A 19137-nucleotide genomic window follows, 5' to 3' on the forward strand; every position below is an offset into this window, starting at 1 on the left:
TTTATTTATTGTTTAGTATAATTTCTAATTCTTTTTTCCAGTTTAAATATGCTTCTTGATACGGCTCTTTATTTTGAAGCGGCATAAAGGTCATCACATGGTCATTTTTTGTGATGCTATCACCAAATTTCTTAAAATCACCATCGGTCAACCCAGCAGCTCTAGCCGCACCTACAGCACCTGTTGTATTGTAAATTTCAATTTCGTGACCTATTAACGTTGCTACCGTATTTGAAAATATTTCAGCTCGGAACAAGTTGTCATTCCCAGCTCTAATCACCCTAATTTCGGCGTTATCATTCGTTAAAATTTCCATACCGTAAACAAAGGCGAAAGCAATACCTTCAAGTGCCGCTCTACACAAATGAGCATTACTATGAAGATTCAAATTGAAATTTAAAAAATGGGCTCCAATATTTTTACTGTTAAGCATGCGTTCGGCTCCATTTCCGAATGGTATAATAACCACACCATCAGATCCAATAGGAACCTCAGCTGCCTTATTGTTCATAGCTTCGTAAGAGTGAATTCCTATATTATCCTTTAACCATCTGTACATGATTCCACAACTATTAATACAAAGTAATTTACCTACGGTGGTGTTTTCTGGTGTGTAGTTTACATGTATAAAATGATTGATTCTTGAAGACTCTTTAGACTTTAAAGTATTAGTAACCGCATAAACCACACCTGATGTACCACCAGTTGCTGCCACCTCGCCGTGATTAAAAATATTTAATGATAAAGCATTGTTAGGTTGATCTCCAGCTCGATATGTAACTGGTACGCCAGCAGGTATGCCAGTTTCTTTAAAAGCCTTCTCATTAGTAAAACCTTGATTGGTAAAATTGTCCACAATATCAGGAGTTAAATCTTTATCGATACCATAATATTTTAATAAAGATTCAGCTAAAATATCATTTTTATAATCCCAAAGAATCCCTTCGGAAAGCCCATTCTTTGTGGTATTCATTTCACCGGTTAATTTGTAGGCGATATAATCTCCAGGCAACATATACTTGTAAACCTGATTGTAAATATCGGGTTCATTATCCTTAACCCATTTTAACTTGGAAGCCGTGAAATTTCCTGGAGAATTCAACAAATGCTCGGCGCAAAAATCTTCACCTAAACCCTTATGAGCATCTTCACCTATATCAACCGCTCTACTATCACACCATATGATTGAATTTCTTAGTGGTTTCCCATCTTTATCAACAATTACCAAACCATGCATTTGATATGAAATACCAATACCTAATATTTTTGAAGCATCAGCGTTAGTTTCAACTAAAACGCGTTTAATGGCTTTACAGACGTAGTTCCACCATAGGTCAGGGTCTTGTTCCGCCCAATCATTTTGAAGGGCTAGAATTTCCATTTCGGTGGTTGGTTCGTTTAAACTTAAAATATTTTTGCCAGAAGCTGCATTTACAAGTGCTACTTTTACTGAGGAGCTACCAATGTCTAATCCTATATAATACAAATCTTAAATTTTATTTCGAGAATTTTGAACCTGAATGGGGAAGTGTTCAAAATTAATTTTATTCCAGCTTTAAAAGTATTTATTTATATCCAATATTTGCTTATAAACTTTAAACTAAATGCTAAGATAGAACTCTATTAGGATGAATATTTAAATTAAGAATATAGACAATAAATATGCTAAATATCAATATTATCAACACATTGGAATGTATTGACCATTTTAAAAGAGTTAAGCCATTAAATTACTTAAACCTTTAAGTAAATTTAATGGCTTTGGTAAAAAGGCAAAAAACCTTCAATCAAAAGATTAAAGGTTTTAATTCATTACATTACTTTTTTAATAAAACCGTGTGGTAGATTTACTGAGTTCTTAGGTCAAGAAAATCATAATTCTTTATTAAGTGCAATATATCTTAATAGTGCCTCGATATAATAATAATCTGTATAATTAATTGGTGAATCTATTTCAAGACCACGCGGATGGAATCCAACGCTATGTTTTAGAATGAAATAATTATTGTCTCCCGTTTTAGCTAAATATTCTTCGCTTGAAAGTGTAGCTAGAATTTTTTCGGCAGCAGAGTAGTAAGCTGTTTTATTGGGTTCTTCAACGTATTGGCTCAACTCAAGAAAGCAAGAAGCCATTAATGCAGCAGCAGATGCATCTCGTTCTGCATCTGGAATGCTAGGAGCATTAAAATCCCAGTAAGGAATCATATCTTTAGGTAGGTTAGGATGGTTTAGAATAAATCCTGCAATATTTTCAGCTTGTTCTAAATATTTCGGGTCTTTTGTTTCCCTGTAAACCAAAGTATATCCATACAGCCCCCAGCTTTGTCCTCTAGCCCAAGCCGATGAATCACTGGCGCCTTGAAAGGTCCCCCGCCAACGAATACTGCCATTTATGGTATCATAATCTACAACATGATAGCAGCTGAAATCATCCCGATAATGATTTTTAATAGTTGTGTTTGCATGTGTGGTTGCAATATCATAAAGTTCTTTATTACCTGTTTCTTTAGCTGCCCAAAACAACAACTCAAGATTCATCATATTATCAATAATTACAGGGAACTGCCAACCCATACGTGCTCCCCAGCTCCAAGATAGTGTGGTTTTGGTTACAGGGCTATATCTGTTAGCCAGGGTTTTAGCTCCTGTTTTTAGAATTTCCTTATATGCTTCATTTCCAGTAAGACGAAGTCCATTTCCAAAGCTGCAGTATAACATAAAACCAATATCGTGTGTGCCCGTGTAGGTTTTTATGGTATCTAGAGCTGCATTGGTGATTTCTGCCATTTCCTTGAATTTCTCTTGACCAGAATAGTCATATAAATACCAAAGCGACCCAGGAAAGAATCCACTAGTCCATCCAGTAGGAGGTGTCCATCGTGTGCGTCCATCTTCGTGTGTGCTGGTTGGATATTTACCTCTATCTGAAATAGAATTATACATGAATTCGTATTGGACCATAGCCGTATCTAACGCTTGTTTAGCTTGTTCTACTGAAAATGTTTGCTTTTTTTTAGGGTTAGTACAACACCCTAACATTAATATCAATGAGGCAGCAATGGCCCATTGGAATACGTTTTTCATTTTTGCTTTTTTATTAATTCGTCCTAAAAATAATAAAATAGTAGAATTGTTGTGGACTTTGTTTCTTGATGTTGACTAAAAAAGATAAGTCTATAAAATTAATAGAACTTTAACTATTATATCTTCTGACTAAGGTAAAGAATTCTCAGAAAAAACATTTTTGTAAAAAGGATAAAAAAAACCTTCACAATTATATTGAATCATGAAGGTTAGGATAATTCTCTCCCAAAAGAATTAATTAATAGCATGACAATATTAAGTCAAATGCATTTAACTTCATTACGGTTTCCCGGAATCGCTTAAAAATTATATCAGCCCTATATCCTTTCCAATAGCAACCAAATGTATGGTATTACTTGCAGAGAATTGTATTTTTAGTTTATTAAGCCGTTTTTCTATTGAACTCAAGCTGCTGGGAGTAATATTTTTTTGTTTAAAATCTAGACTAATTTCTTCTTGCGATTTTCCTGAAGCCAGATTACGAAGTAATAAAACATCAAAATCATCAATATCTAAAGTTGTTTTATTGCTAAGAGCATGTGAAACTTGTTCAGAAATAAAAAACCTATCTTCATAAACTTCTTCTACCGCTTTTGACAATTCTTCAAGCCCCTTCCTACCCTTACATACATAGGCATTGATATTATACTGACTTATTAGCCGTCTTACTTTTTGAAGTCGGTCTTCAATGGAATACACAACTATTTTAAGGTTAGGAGTTTCTTTTCTTAAAACTTTAATTAAATCTTCTCCCGAAGGGTACTTTTGAGTTCTGTGATCTTCTTTAAAAGAAAGGTCTGTAATTAATAGATCATACGGGTCATTATCTAAAAGTCCTTTTTTAATTCTTAGATAGGCATCATCACAATACTCAACACGTTCAACATTATTCAACCCTAGATTCTTTGCTATTGTTAATACACCTAGATTTATGCTTCCAAGATCATCTGCAACTAATACTTTTTTGAACATAACTACAATGTTATTTTTGCTTTAAACCCGTTTTCAGGTTCAGACTCAAAAGTAATAGTTCCATTTACGTCTTGAATACGGTTTTCCGTATTCTTAAGACCGCTTTGCTTTTTAAAATCACATCCTATTCCATTATCGGTATATGTAACCATTAAACCTCCTTGTATTTTTTCAAATGAAATAACAACAAAAGATGCCTTACTATGCTTCTTCATATTAGTCATTAATTCTTGAAGCACTCTATACAAAGCTGTTTTTTTTAAATTAGATGTTGATGACCAGTTTATGGTTTTCAAATTTTTAGTAAGTACTTGCACTCTATCATTATTGTAGTCCTGAAATAAATTTTCAAGCACCATTCCAAAATCTTCATCTAGATTAATGGATTCATTTTCTTTTGATATATCTCTTGTTTTATTGTAGATATGCTCTAAATCATCAAGAAAATCTTCTTCATTATTAACATCACTTTGAAGTTTAGACATGACTTGATAAACATCATTAGCCACTTCATCATGTATTTTTTTTGAGATTCTCTTTTCTGTGTTATAAACTTGAAGAAGCCGATCCTTTTTATGTTTGGTTTTTAAATAGAAATACAAAAACACCAACAGTAGCAACAAAGTAAGTCCGCTAAAAAAATACATAAGAGAAAGCCTCTTTTGTTCTTCAATTTCAAGCTGACTTTCTTTAAACTTTTTTTCAGTTTCATTAATATTGTATTTAATCGCTGCATAATTATTTTCTCTAGTAATTCTTTGCGACTCAATGGCATTACTAAGATCAATATACTCTTTAAATTCAAGGTTATCATACTGTTCCAATCCCAATTTCATAGCTTCCAATTTATACAACGGACTATTAATAGTATCTGCTATATATTTCACTCTACCAACATAATCCTGAACCTTACTTTTATTACCTAGACTATCGTAATAGAGAGCTAGATGTCTATAACTTGAAAATAACCCTATTAAATCTTTTAGCCTTTCTCTTATTTTCAAAGCCATTTTCATGTTTAGTAAACCATTTGGGTCACCTATCATTGTCTGATAATACCCTAGGTTATCAAAATAATTAGCCTTTATATTAGAATCTTTAACAGTCATCGCTTGGGAATAGAATGGCAAAAGCTGGTTAACAGCATTTTGAAAATGATCCTGATCCGCCTCAAGATTGGCTATATTAGTAATAATGGCTATTTTATCTATTAAACTAGTATCTAACTCTAATGCTTTTTTATAAAAAAACATGGCATTGTTATAATCCTTTATCTTTCGGTAGAGCATGCCTAATTGATTGTTTAATCGCTTTTTGGGTTCCTTGACATTTGCATTGTCAAGCTGATTTAAAAGATTTAAAGCTTCTATTGTAGTAGCTTCACTTTCATAATAAAGCCCCATTTTAAACTGCCCTAAAGAGATCAACTCCAAGTTATAAGCAGCATTGATATAATCATTATTCTCTAAAGCCTTCTTTGACGCCCTTTCAAAAAAATCAAATGCGCGAGCTGTTTTAGCAACATCCTTTATTTCGATAATGGATTGATAATATGTTGAAGTGCTATCTTGGATGTTTTGAGCTGTTAATGCAGCAAGCCTATTTAGTAACCCATTCATCAACAATAGGCATAAAAAAGGTAATGAAATTCTTAATGTTTTCATTCTTCTAATGTAAAACTAAAATTTAGATTAGTTTATAAATTTTCCTAGACTAAATGAAATGTAGGCAATTTTAAAAACAACCCTAAATTTTTAGAATAATACTTTTCCCGTAAGATTTGAAAGCAAATTAAAAATCAGGAGGAAATTAAATAGACGTTATACCAAATTAACTATAACTAAGACTAACAAATCTATGGAACAGATAAACTCAAATAATTTCTATAAGGAATAAAATCTGTAACTAAAATTGTCAATTCCAAACGCATATTTATTATCCATAAAAAAGGTAAAACTTTAAAAAGTATAAGCTGTCAAGATAAAGGATACAAATAAGGCTTTTCCTTTAGATGAGAATAGAACCATACAAAAGATGAATAAAAAAGATACAAAGCATGTATAACATCTGAAAGATAGGTCATGTTATCTAATAATCAGGATAATATTCAATTCTAAAAAGAATTATCACTTATCTTTATTTGCTTTCAAAATTCAAAACTATGATAAGACTAGGTGTTCAATTATTATTAGAGAGACATAAATTTATGACAAGGCTTTTCAATGTATTAGTCATTATTTTGCTGTTGTCATCATACAGTTACTCACAAACAATCATAAGACAAAGTATATCAAGTTATGGGACGACCTCCACCGGAGATGCCCATTATTACGCTCAAACCATAGGGCAAAGCTACAATACCCAAAGCTCCAAAAACACTAAAGTGATGCAAGGTTTTTTGCAACCAGTAAGTTTAAAAATTGAAAAAGTGACTCAAAGTAACGTAGAAGAGTTGGAGCTTAAAATATTTCCAAATCCTTCACAGTATAGTGTGACCCTCAAAAGTTCAGATGCAATAAAAGATGCTATTATTCTTGTTTCTGATGTTCATGGACATATAATTTACAATCAAAGAATTCAAAGCCTGGAAGTTCATAACATTAACTGTAGTTCATGGTCCACAGGAATATATCTTTTGAAAGTTCAAGATGATAACAATAAACAATTGGTCAGTAAATTAATAATTTCTAAATAAGCAACAATATGAAAAGAATTATACTTGCCCTAACAGTAACTTGTATATCGCTTTCAAGTATTGCACAAGAATCAAGTTTTACCATAGAGGCGTCTCAATTAACAAGTACCTTTAAATTTGTTGATAGCGATAACAACAAACTAAATTCAGATTATCAATCGATATTTACAGGAGCTTATGGTATTGGGTACCGCAATATATTTGACAATAACATCATGTTGAAAGCAGGTTTGGGTAAGCGCAATAGTGGTGCTAACTATGTCTATGATAATACCAATTACTCATGGCGTTTAGAATATGCAGAGCTAAAAGTTGGAGGAGGTTATAGATTAGAACGACGCGTGTTCAGCCCTTATGCCGTTATTAATGCCTATTATGGTCATTTATTGCGTGGCACTCAGGTTTTAAACAACGAGGAGTTTAATATTACAGAGTCTAGTATACTTGAGAAATCAGATTTTGGTTTGATTGGAAATATTGGAGTCAACTTTAAAATTTCTAGTTTCATATCGGCCTACGCAGAGGGGCTTTATCTCTTTGGGCTGAGTAACATTGAAAAAGATTCTGGTCAGACGACTGCTAATAGAAGCCTCGGGATTACATTGGGTCTTGCTTTTAATTTAAAAGAATAGTACTAACCATTAATTTGATTGTCATGAAAAAATTTAAATATATATTATTTACTGTAGTTTTTAGTATTGCTGTTAACGTGGTTTCAGCACAGCGCATCGGAAACCTAGACGGCATTAATTATCAAGCGGTTGCACTTAATGATGAAACTCAGGAAATTGTTGGCCTTGACATAGAGGCAAAGCCATTGTATAATAGGGAAATTGGGGTCAGATTTACAATTACAAAAGGACTTGATGGTGAGGTTCAATGGGAAGAAACCCATGTAACAACAACAGATGCCTACGGTCTGTTTAGCTTGGTGATTGGGAAAGGCACGGTGTCAAGCACAACCTATTCAAGGTTACTGGATATGCCATGGATTGAAGCAGACCAGTTCTTGAAGGTTGAAATATCAACCAAAAATGATGGTAGCTACAAAACTGTGAGCAATCAAAAGTTTATGGCAGTGCCTTATGCTTTTTATACAGATGATATTGCTGATGATGCTATTACCACAGAAAAAATACTCAATGAAGAGATTCTTGCAGAAGATATTGCAGAGGGTGCCGTTGAGACCTCCGAGATTTTAAATGAAACCATTTTAGCCGAAGATATCGCTGAAGGAGCTGTAGAAACCTCTGAAATTTTGAATGAAACCATTTTAGCCGAAGATATCGCTGAGGGCGCCGTTGAAACCTCCGAGATTTTAAATGAAACCATTTTAGCCGAAGATATCGCTGAAGGAGCCATTGAAACATCTGAGATTCTGAATGAAACTATTTTAGCCGAAGATATCGCCGAGGGTGCTGTTACAACATCCGAAATTTTAAATGAAACCATTTTAGCCGAAGATATCGCTGAAGGAGCCGTTACAACGTCTGAGATTTTAAACGAAACCATTCTGAATGAAGATATTGCAAATAATACAATAAACCTAACAACCAAGGTTACAGATATTTTGCCATTGGAAAATGGAGGTACAGGTCTCGATGCATCAGCAGTTGCTGATGGTGAAATTTTAATTGGAGATAGCACCACTAATGAATTCAATTTAACAACCCTTACTGCCGGGACAGGTATTGTTATTGAAAATACCCCAGGTAATATCACCATAATCTCACCTCCAGTTTCAACGAGCGCAGATGGCTCTTTTAATATTCCCGTTGGAAGTAATGGTACTATTGCACCTAATTCTGCCTGGTATTCACCAAATAGTTTAAAGGTCGATCCTCCGGTTGATAAACCCTTTGAAATGGGAGATATTTTCCTGGCCTCTGCCGATGTTGATCTACAGGGATGTATATTATCGGTTTATCTACAAAGTATTGATGGTAACGGACAAGCGAATGTTCAGGTAATTTTATTTAACCCGAGAAACATTCCAGTAACCTTACAAACACCTGTAACATTTAAATTCTTACTTGTGAAGTAAAAAATTTATTTAATTATAACCTAAAATTAGAGGCTATTTCATAGGGTAAATAGTCTCTTTTTTTTAGTAGGGTCTTGGGTTATGAAAATTGTTGAGCGTACATTTTAATATTAAATTGTATATAAAACTTCAAAATTAATTACATAAAGTAGTTAATCTTTAAACATAAAGTGTGTTAATTTTATAGCTACAGATGAACCAAAATCTGAATTTATTTATGGGATTGAATTAAATCTTTTTATAATTTAAAAGACAGGTGAGTTGATTATTTTTGAATAATTATAGGTTGGAGTAACTCAAATTGATCAAATAGATTTTGAAATTGTTAGTAGATTAAAAAAATACAAATCAGAACTAAAATTTGAGATATCAATAAATTTAATTTGTACTTGTAATGGCCATAATTTTATTCTTATGTATTGGTATTATAGATGTTGTTTGCTAAAACAAATAATCCCCTCTAATACCAATACATAAGAATAAAGTTCCTTCAATTCGAAGAATTGGGAGGGCTTGTATGTCGGCTTTAGGAAGGCCTTAAGAAGCTGGCTGATGTTAAGAGGGTTCCCAACGGTTTAATTTAGTAAGATAAACTGATATCCATCATTTTCTTTTTAACCTGATAGCACTACATTAGTATAGATTAGAACCTTGCTTGCAGAGTTCTATACAGGTCCGGATTTATGCTTCACCAATTATTTTGGACATCAATCCTGTTGGTATATAATAATTTTAGAAAAATTCTAAAACAATACTGTAATGGAAATTATAATTTACATTTTAAACACCATATATTTAAATGACAAAGGTGACTAAACATCTCATTTCAGCGGTTACACTGCTGTTGTGCATTGGGTTTGTAATTTTCTCATGTGCAAAATTGTATATCAAACAGGATTTCAGACAGATCTATAGAGGGTTTAACGATTCCATTCATAAAAATTTATATAAAGAGGCCTTTTTTAAAGTACATCTTAAAAATGGTGATGTGAGTCTGTTGAGTGACTGGAGCCTAAATGCTGAGAGAGATTCGATATTAGGGAATGGAAAGTTGTTTGATTTTAACAGGAATGAACTCAAAGAGGGCCCTCTGGTCCATAATATTGACGATATAGCCATTATTGAAACCAATCAGCTAGAAGCCATAAAATCTACGGACAAAGATAAAATTTCAACACTTGCTGTGCTTACGGGAGTAAACCTAATACTTGATGTCGCTTGCATTGCCAATCCAAAGGCTTGTTTTGGTTCCTGTCCGACGTTTTATACAGCAAATAGCAATTCTGTTCATGATGCAAAGGCAGAGAGCTTTTCCAGTGCCATATCGCCCGCATTGGAAAAAATGGACATGGACGCCCTTAATACACAAACTGGTGGAGGTGAATTTTTCCTAACTATGAAAAATGAAGCCTTCGAAACCCATATGTTAAATGAATTGGTGCTAACGGCTATACCTAAGAAAAGCCATGAATTTGTTTTTCATGATCGAAGGTATAAATTTTACAAATCCGATTATACCATAACCCCCAGCAGCGCCACAGTTGATGGGACAGATATATTGTGTGACATTTCCAGAATGGATGACCGTGAATTTTTCTCCTATACAGATAAAGATGATCTCACAAAAAAAGAAACTATCTATTTGAATTTCGTAGGTATTCAGGATCAACAACAAGGCTTAGTTATTAATTTCAGGCAAAGCTTATTAACTACTTTTTTACTCTATAATGGATTATCATACATGGGCGATGAGGTAGGAGATTATTTCACTAAAATTGAAACTAATACAACAGTGAAAAATCGATTGAGCAATCCTTTTAAATTATTGGGCAACATACAATTGTTTGTATGGGATCATAATAAAGATAAATGGGTATTCTTCGATGCAATCTATGAAACCGGACCCATTTCAAAAAACCTGATCATTGCACCCATACCAAAAACATTAGCACATAACCAAGAAGTAAAAATAAAAATAGAACTTACCAAAGGCTTATGGCGTCTAGATTATTTGGGTCTCTCTGCCATTAGAGAAGTGTCAGATGTAACAAAAATACGACCATCTGAAGTTATGGAGATTCAAGGAGTATCCGGCGGGTTACAGCGTGTCCTCAGTGATGATGAGAACTATCTGGTCTCTTTTCCAGGTAATGAATTTGTGTTCAGATTTGAATTGCCTGAACTAAGGCATCAAGATGCCTATGAACTGTTCCTGTCCAGTAAAGGGTATTATTTAGAATGGATCAGGGCGAACTGGCTTATGGATAAGAATACCTCTAAATTGGAGAAGATGCTTTCCAATGATCCCGGTACCTGGAAGTTACTGGCAAAAGAATATAAAGTGGTAGAACACCAAATGGAACGCGTGTTCTGGAACTCAAAATACGGTGATATTCAATAATTATGAAAAGCACCTTTAACATACTCGTCGTATTGATATGCTTCATCCAGGGATGCAGTTCTCCTAAATATTTGTCCACGCCAAAGGATTTCCAAAATAATGTCAAGGGGCTTTATTTTAAATGCCATTATGAAAAAAACTACGCAAAAATTATCGGCGAAATCATTGAAGTTAGTGATAGCCGTATCAAACTATTGCCTGTAGAAAAAGGGGCAAAAATGATTAGCATAGATAGAAATGCTATTGAAGAGGCTGAAATTATGATATCACTATCTGTAGACAATCCAAAGAAAATCGATACTTGGGCCAGTTTGCTAAATGCAACTTCAATTGGGCATGGGTTCTGGGGGGTAATTACCCTTCCGGTCAATATTGGGGTCTCAGCAGGGATCAATTCAAAAAATGTGTACTGGATGAAATACCCCGAACACATCAAATGGGATCAACTTCATAAGTATGCAAGATTCCCCCAGGGTATTCCTAAAGCTATAGATGAAACCCTTATTCAATAAACAAACAAGTATACCAATTAATAAGTTAAAAATATTTATCCTTGTTGACGGATGGCCAATGTATGTTAAGAAAACCTAGTCCTCTTTCTTTTCGAAATCTGATGGATTAAATATGGCCTATAGAAAGCTTTTAATTCTGTCTATCTTCTTTAAGTATCAAATACAAATAAATACGAGGAACTAAAAATCTAAGGATATTTAATCTTAACCTTTAAACATTTTGGACGAAATATGAACTAGGTATAAAACAAAAAGCCTCAATGAATTAATCTTCTATTTTTAATGTTTTTATTTTGAGGAAAAAAAGGAAAAATCTTCCAATCATACACAAATTGTACATTTTACAAATGCAAAAATCCGCAAAAGCTATATGTTTAGCTAATTACGGATTTTATCTGTACTCAAGGTGGAAATCGAACCAGTGACCTTCGGGTTATGAGCTCTGCGTCCTTATTTTTTTAACCTCATTTACTGGGCTTATAAGCCCTTGTTTTATAAAACTCATTTTGCTAAACACTGGATTCTTTTAGAAAATGTATTTCTACGAATTACCAAAACTATTTACCATTAATTTACAGATTAGGATTTCTATTGTAGAAATATATACTCTAATTTGATGGACTATCTAACAGATAGAACTTAAAATTCATTGAATGATAAACATCTCCATTTTTCACACATAATTAACTACTCGCCAAAGCAAGACCATCAGTAGCTGATGCATCTTTTGGTTTGTTGAGTAATACTTTTTGAAACAAATCTTTTGCTTCCTTTTTATTTCCAAGCTTAAGCTTTGTCCATGCATAGATTAACAAGCCATCGTAATCAAATGGGTACAAATCTACAATTTGTTTAAAGTAGGTTATTGCCTTGTCATATTGCAAGCGGTTATAATAAATGGTACCCAAATAATACATGGCTTTTGTATTATGAGGTGAGTTTTCTAAAATTTGGTTGTATACCGCTATAACCTCATCCCAACGTCCTAAAGCAGTTAAAGGGAAAATATAGCCAAATTTAGGCTCATCTGCATAAGGCATCAGTTCCATAGATTTTTGATAAAATGCTATAGATTCGTTAAAACTGCCTGCCATATAATTTAGCCAACCTAAGCGTAAATTAATTTCATAAGTATCTTCTTGGTATACCGTTTTTAGTTCGTTGATGGCTAATTGAAAGTCACCATTGCCTTCTAAGGTATAACTCTTTCTAAAGGCGTCATGTAGTTCTGTAAAATTCTGCTGAGCAAATATATAAGACGTTCCAAAAAAGGTAAATATACCAATGACTATTGTTTTTCCTAAAGTACCCATGTGATTGCTGCTGTTATATTTTGTTGATTAAAATCGAAGGTTTTTGATGTTATTTCAAAATTAGCTTTATAATAATTGGCTTCCATGTTCATAAATGAATAGCCTAATTTTAATACTAAATATTTCCCGAAATATTTAAATGAACCACCAAATTCGTTTAATGCAGTTGCGGGCTGATTGTAAACTATAGCCCCTTTATTGGCAATAAAGTTATTCATATTGCCTACAGTTCCAAAACCAGTTAGTGCAATTTTATTTAGTGTTACTGCCAGACCTGCTGTAAAAACCATGTTGGATTTTGAATCTTGACTTTTGTATTGTAGCGACCCAAAAGGTACCAATTCTGTGCTTCCTAAAGGATATAACGACATCGCATAACCCATTTGAAATTGATTAAAACCATTTAAATTTGAAACCGACATATTGATACTGCTTTTAATTAAATAGGACGCCTTAGTTATCGCACCACCAAAAACCATATTGTTATACTTAATTTTTGAATCTGATGTTACTGTATTCAGATTATCGTAATCTCCAAAAATGGCATTTAAATAGGTATCTAAATACCATCTATTGCCAAGTGCAATCGTTACGTTACCATAATAGCGATATTCCATTACTTTATAGGTTTCATTTTGTAAAACACTTCCTGCGTTTGTTTGCTGTACAGAATTAGCAGGCACCAAAGTAAACTGATGAAATAGATTTAGTCCTTTTGATATGGGATGACTCATAGCTAAAGAATACATTTGGTAATTTTCAGGAATAATACGAAAATGATCTGTCTGTCCATTAGCATTCGATTTTAGCTGCGTATCGTAATCTAAATTGTTAGCTGCCAAAACATTAAAGCTAATGCTACTTACAACCGGCAAATCGAGCTTTATTTTATCTTTTAATGCTTTTGACATTTTAGAGTAAAATAAACGACTTTCCATTTCTAATCCGCTATAACGATAGGCCCAATACAAATAGTCTTGTACCACAACGTTTTTTGAATCTAAAGCATAGGCTTCTTCTAAAAACTGAATGGCACTAAACATTTTATTTTCTTTAAAATACGCTATTCCTATTCTTACTTTTAAGTAGTAGAAATCAACTCCCTCTGCTATAGATTGTTTTCCCAATGTTATAATTGGTTTCCAATCTTGTTTTAAAAATAAGGCATAGGTCGTACTATCTACATCCTTAATCGATAATGGCTTTTTTTGTGCACTAACCGCTGTTACAAACCACAAAAGTACTATGCACACAAAGTGTTTTTCCATTTTAATATTATTTTGGATTTTTTGGAAGTATCACATTGTATATTAATTTCTCTGTTTTTATGTACTACTATTTCTGCCGAAAAAAGTGATACCTCATGATGTCCTACTATTTTAGACTTAAATCCAATTTTTTCAGGATTAAAAGTTTGTTCAGATTCTATATATGAAAGTTTATAATTTCCTTTTAAAAAAATACCGAAAGGCACTAAAAAGTCTTGAATGGTTATCACTGGAAAGCGATATAAATGATGTACTGGAAATCTGGTCGCCACCGAAAGTTCAGAGTGTTCACTTAAAACCACTTTATACAAACTACTATAGAAATAAAACAAGGCACTTTTTTTAGAACCTATATAATTTAATGCCGAAAATGTTTTACCATTATTTTCATAATATAATTTTGCATTGGTGTTTAAACAATTTAAAAAGGATTGGTTATATATATCAATTTCATTTCTTATTGTAAATAGTACTGGCTTGTTAAATGCATTAGCCATACTTAATTGAAACTCATCTCCCGGACTCCATTTAAAAGCTGATTGTAAAATTGGCGAGATTGAAATATTTAACAGTTTATCCTGTTCTTTTGGAATCCCTTTTGGAACAAAATGTAACTTAGACGCATTGTCTACTAGATACTCTGATAAAGGCCAAAATAATGTTGTTGCCCCAATTTTTGAAGTACTTTGTAATTGAAAATGCAAATGCGGATATGGGGAACGCCCAGAATTACCACATCTACCAATATACTGTCCTTCAACCACAACATCTCCAATATTAACTTCTATAGAGCCCTTTTTTAAATGACTTAGTTTTGAAAATAAATAATTTTCGTGTTGCAGCACAACCGTATTCCCCCAATTTTGCAATGTGTTTGTTGCTCCTATTTCATTATCTTCAACCGTGTTAAGTACATTAACAACAGTCCCTAATGCTGGTGCCACAACAGGCTTATCATAACAGTAATAATCAGTTACCAACAAACCCTCTCCACTAAACTCTTTACTTGAAGCCTCGTCCTTAATAATAAAGTCCCAGGCAAAACGGAAAAAGTCTTTATGGGTATATTTCCCATTATGTGCTTGATTAACCGTCCATTTTCCCATAAAAGGTAATCGAATTGGTACTGTAAATGCTGCATATTTTTTAGCCGGCTGACTGTCGAATAAATAAGCATTAGTTTCGGGGTTTTTTAGATGAACCAGCGTTAAAATTGGTCCCTTTGTTTGATCATAACGAATTTTTAAGGCGTACAACACACCTATCATTATCACATTAAAAGGTAAAGAGTATGCCGATAATTCAAAATACATAAAAAGACGATCTGAACCTATTGTAGTTACAACCAATACTGGGATTAATAACAAGCTCAACAAAAAAGATTGTCTTGATGGAATTAAAAAATAACCACCAATCGCAATTGCCGAAAGAATAAAATTAAACCCATAATAGGTGTAATTTAAAGAACCTGTATACATTCCTAAATAGGAATACATTCCATAAGCCACAAAAAAGCCAACTAGTGATAACAGAAAATTCACTCTAGAATGAATTAACAAGCCTAATGATATCATTACTCCGGATAGTATATTAAACTGAAAGAAAATAGCGCCAAGAGACAAAAAATAGGTATCAAAACCTGTGTCTTCAAAAAGGAAACTTAGATCTTCCATCACAGAAACGAGAACATCTCCACCCATTTTAAAATACATATTAGATGGGTATAATGTTTCCATATTTAATGCCACATTAGTAAACGATGGAAATGCCAAAAGCAATAACCACATGCCTACTAAAAACGGAATACTTAAAAAGGGTATACCGTATTTAGCAAAAATTCCCATAAAAAATACAGTACTAAAAAAGGCAATTGCTGCTCCTGCAACAATAAGCAAAAGGACTTCTAGTCCTGGTGCAAAATAAGTACCAATACCTAATCCCACCAATAAGGCATTAAAACTGTACAGTCCTTTTTCTGTTGTGATTTCTGAATAATCAAATAGTTGAGCTAAAGCAATGGCTGTTAAAACAGCAATTAAACCGCTTAAACCTGTCCACCATTCCATAAAACTAACTACTATTAAAATTGAAGCTAAAATTTTATTTTCTGTGAAAAAAATTTGAGAATAGCTCGTTAGTGTTGCTTCTAAAAGAAACTTACTTTTTTTTAATAGCTTGTCTGTCATTAGTTTTGAAGGTAATCTGGTACTAATTCTTGTCTTCTGAATACTTCTTTGTTTTCTTGCTTTCTAATTAAATGCACTTTTTCATTTTGATCAATTAGAACAATATTTGGTCTATAGGTTATAAACTGCATCCACTGTGTCATTGTATAGGCTCCCACTCTTTTAATCACAAAGTGGTCTCCTTTGTTTAGCATCGGAAAATCAATATTTTTTCTAACGATATCGATATTCATACATAGAGGTCCATAAATGGTCGTTGGTTCAGATTGATAACTAGATTCGTGAACCGGATAAATTTCATAATCATACCAAAACGAAGTAAACATTAAATTAACACCAGCGTCAATAACCATAGATCTTCGCCCGTCGGCTAAACGTTTATTTGCCATTATGGTTCCTGCCAACCAACCAGCGTCATCAATTAACGCACGGCCAGTTTCTAAAATAAGCATTGGTGTTTCATTATTTGGAAAATCGGCAGCTGTCATAGCGGTTGTAATGGCATGAGCATAATCATCAAAACTAGGTGTAGTATCAGTGGCTGGCATATAAGCTCCTTGTAAGGTATTTTGAGATGCGAACCCTCCACCAACATCTATGTAACCTATGCTTTTTTGAAAACGATTATAGGTTTTATTAGCTAAAGCTGCTAATTTTTCAATGGCAACTGCATAAGGTTTAGAAATAGTAATATAGGTGCCAATATGAACGTGTAAACCTATAAAATCCATCTTTTTGCTAGACAAAATACGGTTGATAGCATTCCAAGCTTCACCATTTTCATAATTAAATCCGAAACGATCCCATTGTGGAATAATACCAGTATCCATGTTCACACGAATTGCTACTTGGGGTCGTTCTTTAAGTTGATCCATTAAACTTAAAATCATGTATAATTCATCAAAATGATCAATATGAATAAGAGATTTGTTGTTAATTGCTTTTACTAAATCTTCCTCACTCTTATCAGGACCGTTAAAAATTATTTTATTTCCAGGTATATTGTTGTCAATCGCTTTTTCATATTCAAATCCTGAAACAACTTCTGCCCAAGCTCCTTCTTGATGAAAAATTCGGCATACTGCATCTAAATAATTTGTTTTATAAGACCATGCAAATTGTACTTTTGGGTATCGCGTGGAAAACGCTCGATATGCATTTTTGTAGGTATCTCTAATCGTTTTTTCTGAAAGAACAAACACAGGCGAACCATATTCTTCAATAAGACTATCAATCTCTACATTATCAATGGTGCTAATTGGTCGTAACCTCTTTAAACTTCCAAATTTATTGGGAATACCTTCTACTACTTTTCGTAATAATGGACGCTCATATATTCTTTTGTTCATCTTATTTAGTTTTATAGTTCTCCAAAAATTACTATTTTCTCAAAATCAGCTATATCTCCTATTAAATCCCACGAATACCGAATAAACATTTTACCGTATTTATAGGTTGTTATTGGTTCTACTTTTTCTCCCATAGCTAAACGACATACCATTTCTGGGATGTTTTGTCCTGCTCCTACAGCTAAAAATACCCAAGCTGGTATACGCGGATTAATTTCTATTAAATAATACTCTCCTTCATCGGTTTTTATCATTTCGAGCTCCATAGCTCCTCTCCATTTTGTTTCTTTAATAATATGATGAGTAATTTCAAGCAAGCGCTCATCATTTAATGTTATGCCTCCCCAAGCTTTTCCTTTGTCAGTGATATATTGTTTACGCATAGCAACTGCCGAGACCGTATTTCCTTCTCCATCACCCAAAGCAATCACATTGACTTCGGTACCATTGATAGCTTGTTGAACAACTACTGGAAGTCCCCATTTTGCAGAAAGTTTATTAAAATAATATATTCCTTGATTGTTATTTACCACTTTAAATGCTTCATAAAATTTACCTTTTATAAAGTAAGGGTAAGACAGTGGTTTAGGTAAATTAGAAAGTTCTTTACTATTTACTATTGGCCTACTTTCTGGCACTTTAATTCCATACTTTTTAGCATATTCGGGCAAATTATCTTTATGGCGTTCTTCAAACTGTTCCATTGTTGGTAAAAACGTATGAATGCCCATTTCTAATAATTTATCACTGAATTTTATAAATAAATACAATTCAGAATCGAAATTTGGAATAATAATATCTAACTTTTCTTTGCTGTGTATGTATTCTAAACGCTCAAGAAATGCCTCGCTACCAGTTGAGGGAAATGGTATTAAATAGGTTTTATCTACTAATCCAGGCATATAAATACCAGGTTCTAAATTCTCGTAAGCCAAACCTATAATTCTAGCATCTATTTCTGACTCCTTTATTCCACGAATTACAGAAACTCCTGGTCCTGGACTATCAATATTGTTAAGACCAGTTACTCCTATGGTTAGTTTTTTTTGCTCCATGATGTTTTAGTCTAGCATTTTTTCACGTTTCAAAAAGTCTAAATACTCATATAAATCGCGTCCTGCAGAAATAGCATCGATATCAAATTCTTCTGTAATTACAGAAATTATTTCATCAGCAGATTTTCCTTCTTTTAAAAGATTTATAATCATTAAACCTATTTCATTTGTGGTAAATGACTCACCAGTAGAAGGTTTGAAAATAAATCCATTATCGCTTATTGCTAGTGAATTTAATTTGCTCATTTTTTAATTTTT

15 protein-coding genes are annotated in these 19137 nt (G+C 33.2%); 5 read left to right on the forward strand and 10 right to left on the reverse strand.

The features are described 5' to 3' along the window. Position 1 precedes the first annotated feature (1 nt). The 4 genes from DFQ02_RS02955 to DFQ02_RS02970 form a co-directional block, all read right to left on the reverse strand. Positions 2-1486, reverse strand: coding sequence for a xylulokinase (locus DFQ02_RS02955; RefSeq protein WP_116039479.1), 1485 nt, complete (start codon positions 1484-1486; stop codon positions 2-4). A gap of 386 nt (positions 1487-1872) precedes the next feature. Beyond that, on the reverse strand, positions 1873-3084 hold the full coding sequence (locus DFQ02_RS02960) for a glycoside hydrolase family 88 protein (RefSeq protein WP_116039480.1): 1212 nt from the start codon (positions 3082-3084) through the stop codon (positions 1873-1875). 306 nt (positions 3085-3390) lie between these two features. Continuing rightward, a complete protein-coding gene (locus DFQ02_RS02965; protein ID WP_116039481.1) occupies positions 3391-4056 on the reverse strand; it encodes a response regulator in 666 nt (221 codons plus the stop codon). A gap of 2 nt (positions 4057-4058) precedes the next feature. Further along, positions 4059-5720, reverse strand: coding sequence for a tetratricopeptide repeat-containing sensor histidine kinase (locus DFQ02_RS02970; RefSeq protein ID WP_116039482.1), 1662 nt, complete (start codon positions 5718-5720; stop codon positions 4059-4061). Between the two features lie 497 nt (positions 5721-6217). On the opposite strand from DFQ02_RS02970, the gene DFQ02_RS02975 reads away from it, so the two are divergent. From DFQ02_RS02975 to DFQ02_RS02995, 5 genes are all read left to right on the forward strand, one after another. Beyond that, positions 6218-6751, forward strand: a complete 534-nt coding sequence (locus DFQ02_RS02975) for a T9SS type A sorting domain-containing protein (protein ID WP_116039483.1) — start codon at positions 6218-6220, stop codon at positions 6749-6751. An 8-nt stretch (positions 6752-6759) separates the two neighbouring features. After that, positions 6760-7383 carry an outer membrane beta-barrel protein gene (locus tag DFQ02_RS02980; RefSeq protein WP_116039484.1) on the forward strand — a complete coding sequence of 208 codons (624 nt, stop codon included), beginning with the start codon at positions 6760-6762 and terminating at the stop codon, positions 7381-7383. A 23-nt stretch (positions 7384-7406) separates the two neighbouring features. Further along, complete coding sequence (locus DFQ02_RS02985) at positions 7407-8795, forward strand: hypothetical protein (protein WP_116039485.1); 1389 nt, start codon at positions 7407-7409, stop codon at positions 8793-8795. 799 nt (positions 8796-9594) lie between these two features. Further along, on the forward strand, positions 9595-11196 hold the full coding sequence (locus tag DFQ02_RS02990; protein WP_116039486.1) for a hypothetical protein: 1602 nt from the start codon (positions 9595-9597) through the stop codon (positions 11194-11196). A gap of 218 nt (positions 11197-11414) precedes the next feature. Continuing rightward, on the forward strand, positions 11415-11708 hold the full coding sequence (locus DFQ02_RS02995; RefSeq protein ID WP_220340190.1) for a hypothetical protein: 294 nt from the start codon (positions 11415-11417) through the stop codon (positions 11706-11708). A 683-nt stretch (positions 11709-12391) separates the two neighbouring features. Here the strand turns inward: DFQ02_RS02995 and DFQ02_RS03000 are convergent. Genes DFQ02_RS03000 through DFQ02_RS03025 form a run of 6 tightly spaced genes read right to left on the reverse strand, consistent with a single transcriptional unit; the run spans position 12392 to position 19125 of the window. Next, positions 12392-13021, reverse strand: a complete 630-nt coding sequence (locus tag DFQ02_RS03000; RefSeq protein WP_116039488.1) for a tetratricopeptide repeat protein — start codon at positions 13019-13021, stop codon at positions 12392-12394. Then, positions 13009-14289 (reverse strand): tetratricopeptide repeat protein, encoded by a 1281-nt coding sequence (locus DFQ02_RS03005; RefSeq protein ID WP_147297722.1) that lies wholly within the window; start codon positions 14287-14289, stop codon positions 13009-13011. Before DFQ02_RS03005 ends, DFQ02_RS03000 begins: the two co-directional genes overlap by 13 nt. Then, the gene (locus DFQ02_RS03010; RefSeq protein WP_116039490.1) at positions 14265-16475 is read right to left on the reverse strand and encodes an urea transporter; all 2211 of its coding nucleotides are present in this window, start codon (positions 16473-16475) and stop codon (positions 14265-14267) included. The genes DFQ02_RS03005 and DFQ02_RS03010 overlap by 25 nt, the downstream gene beginning before the upstream one ends. Continuing rightward, the gene (locus DFQ02_RS03015) at positions 16475-17824 is read right to left on the reverse strand and encodes a type III PLP-dependent enzyme domain-containing protein (RefSeq protein ID WP_116039491.1); all 1350 of its coding nucleotides are present in this window, start codon (positions 17822-17824) and stop codon (positions 16475-16477) included. The genes DFQ02_RS03010 and DFQ02_RS03015 overlap by 1 nt, the downstream gene beginning before the upstream one ends. An 11-nt stretch (positions 17825-17835) precedes the next feature. Beyond that, positions 17836-18879, reverse strand: a complete 1044-nt coding sequence (locus DFQ02_RS03020; RefSeq protein WP_116039492.1) for an ATP-grasp domain-containing protein — start codon at positions 18877-18879, stop codon at positions 17836-17838. A gap of 6 nt (positions 18880-18885) precedes the next feature. Then, positions 18886-19125 carry a PqqD family protein gene (locus tag DFQ02_RS03025; RefSeq protein WP_116039493.1) on the reverse strand — a complete coding sequence of 80 codons (240 nt, stop codon included), beginning with the start codon at positions 19123-19125 and terminating at the stop codon, positions 18886-18888. Positions 19126-19137 lie beyond the last annotated feature (12 nt).

Origin of the sequence: Seonamhaeicola aphaedonensis (genome assembly GCF_003386195.1) — a bacterium.
Classification (GTDB): Bacteria; Bacteroidota; Bacteroidia; order Flavobacteriales; family Flavobacteriaceae; genus Seonamhaeicola; species Seonamhaeicola aphaedonensis.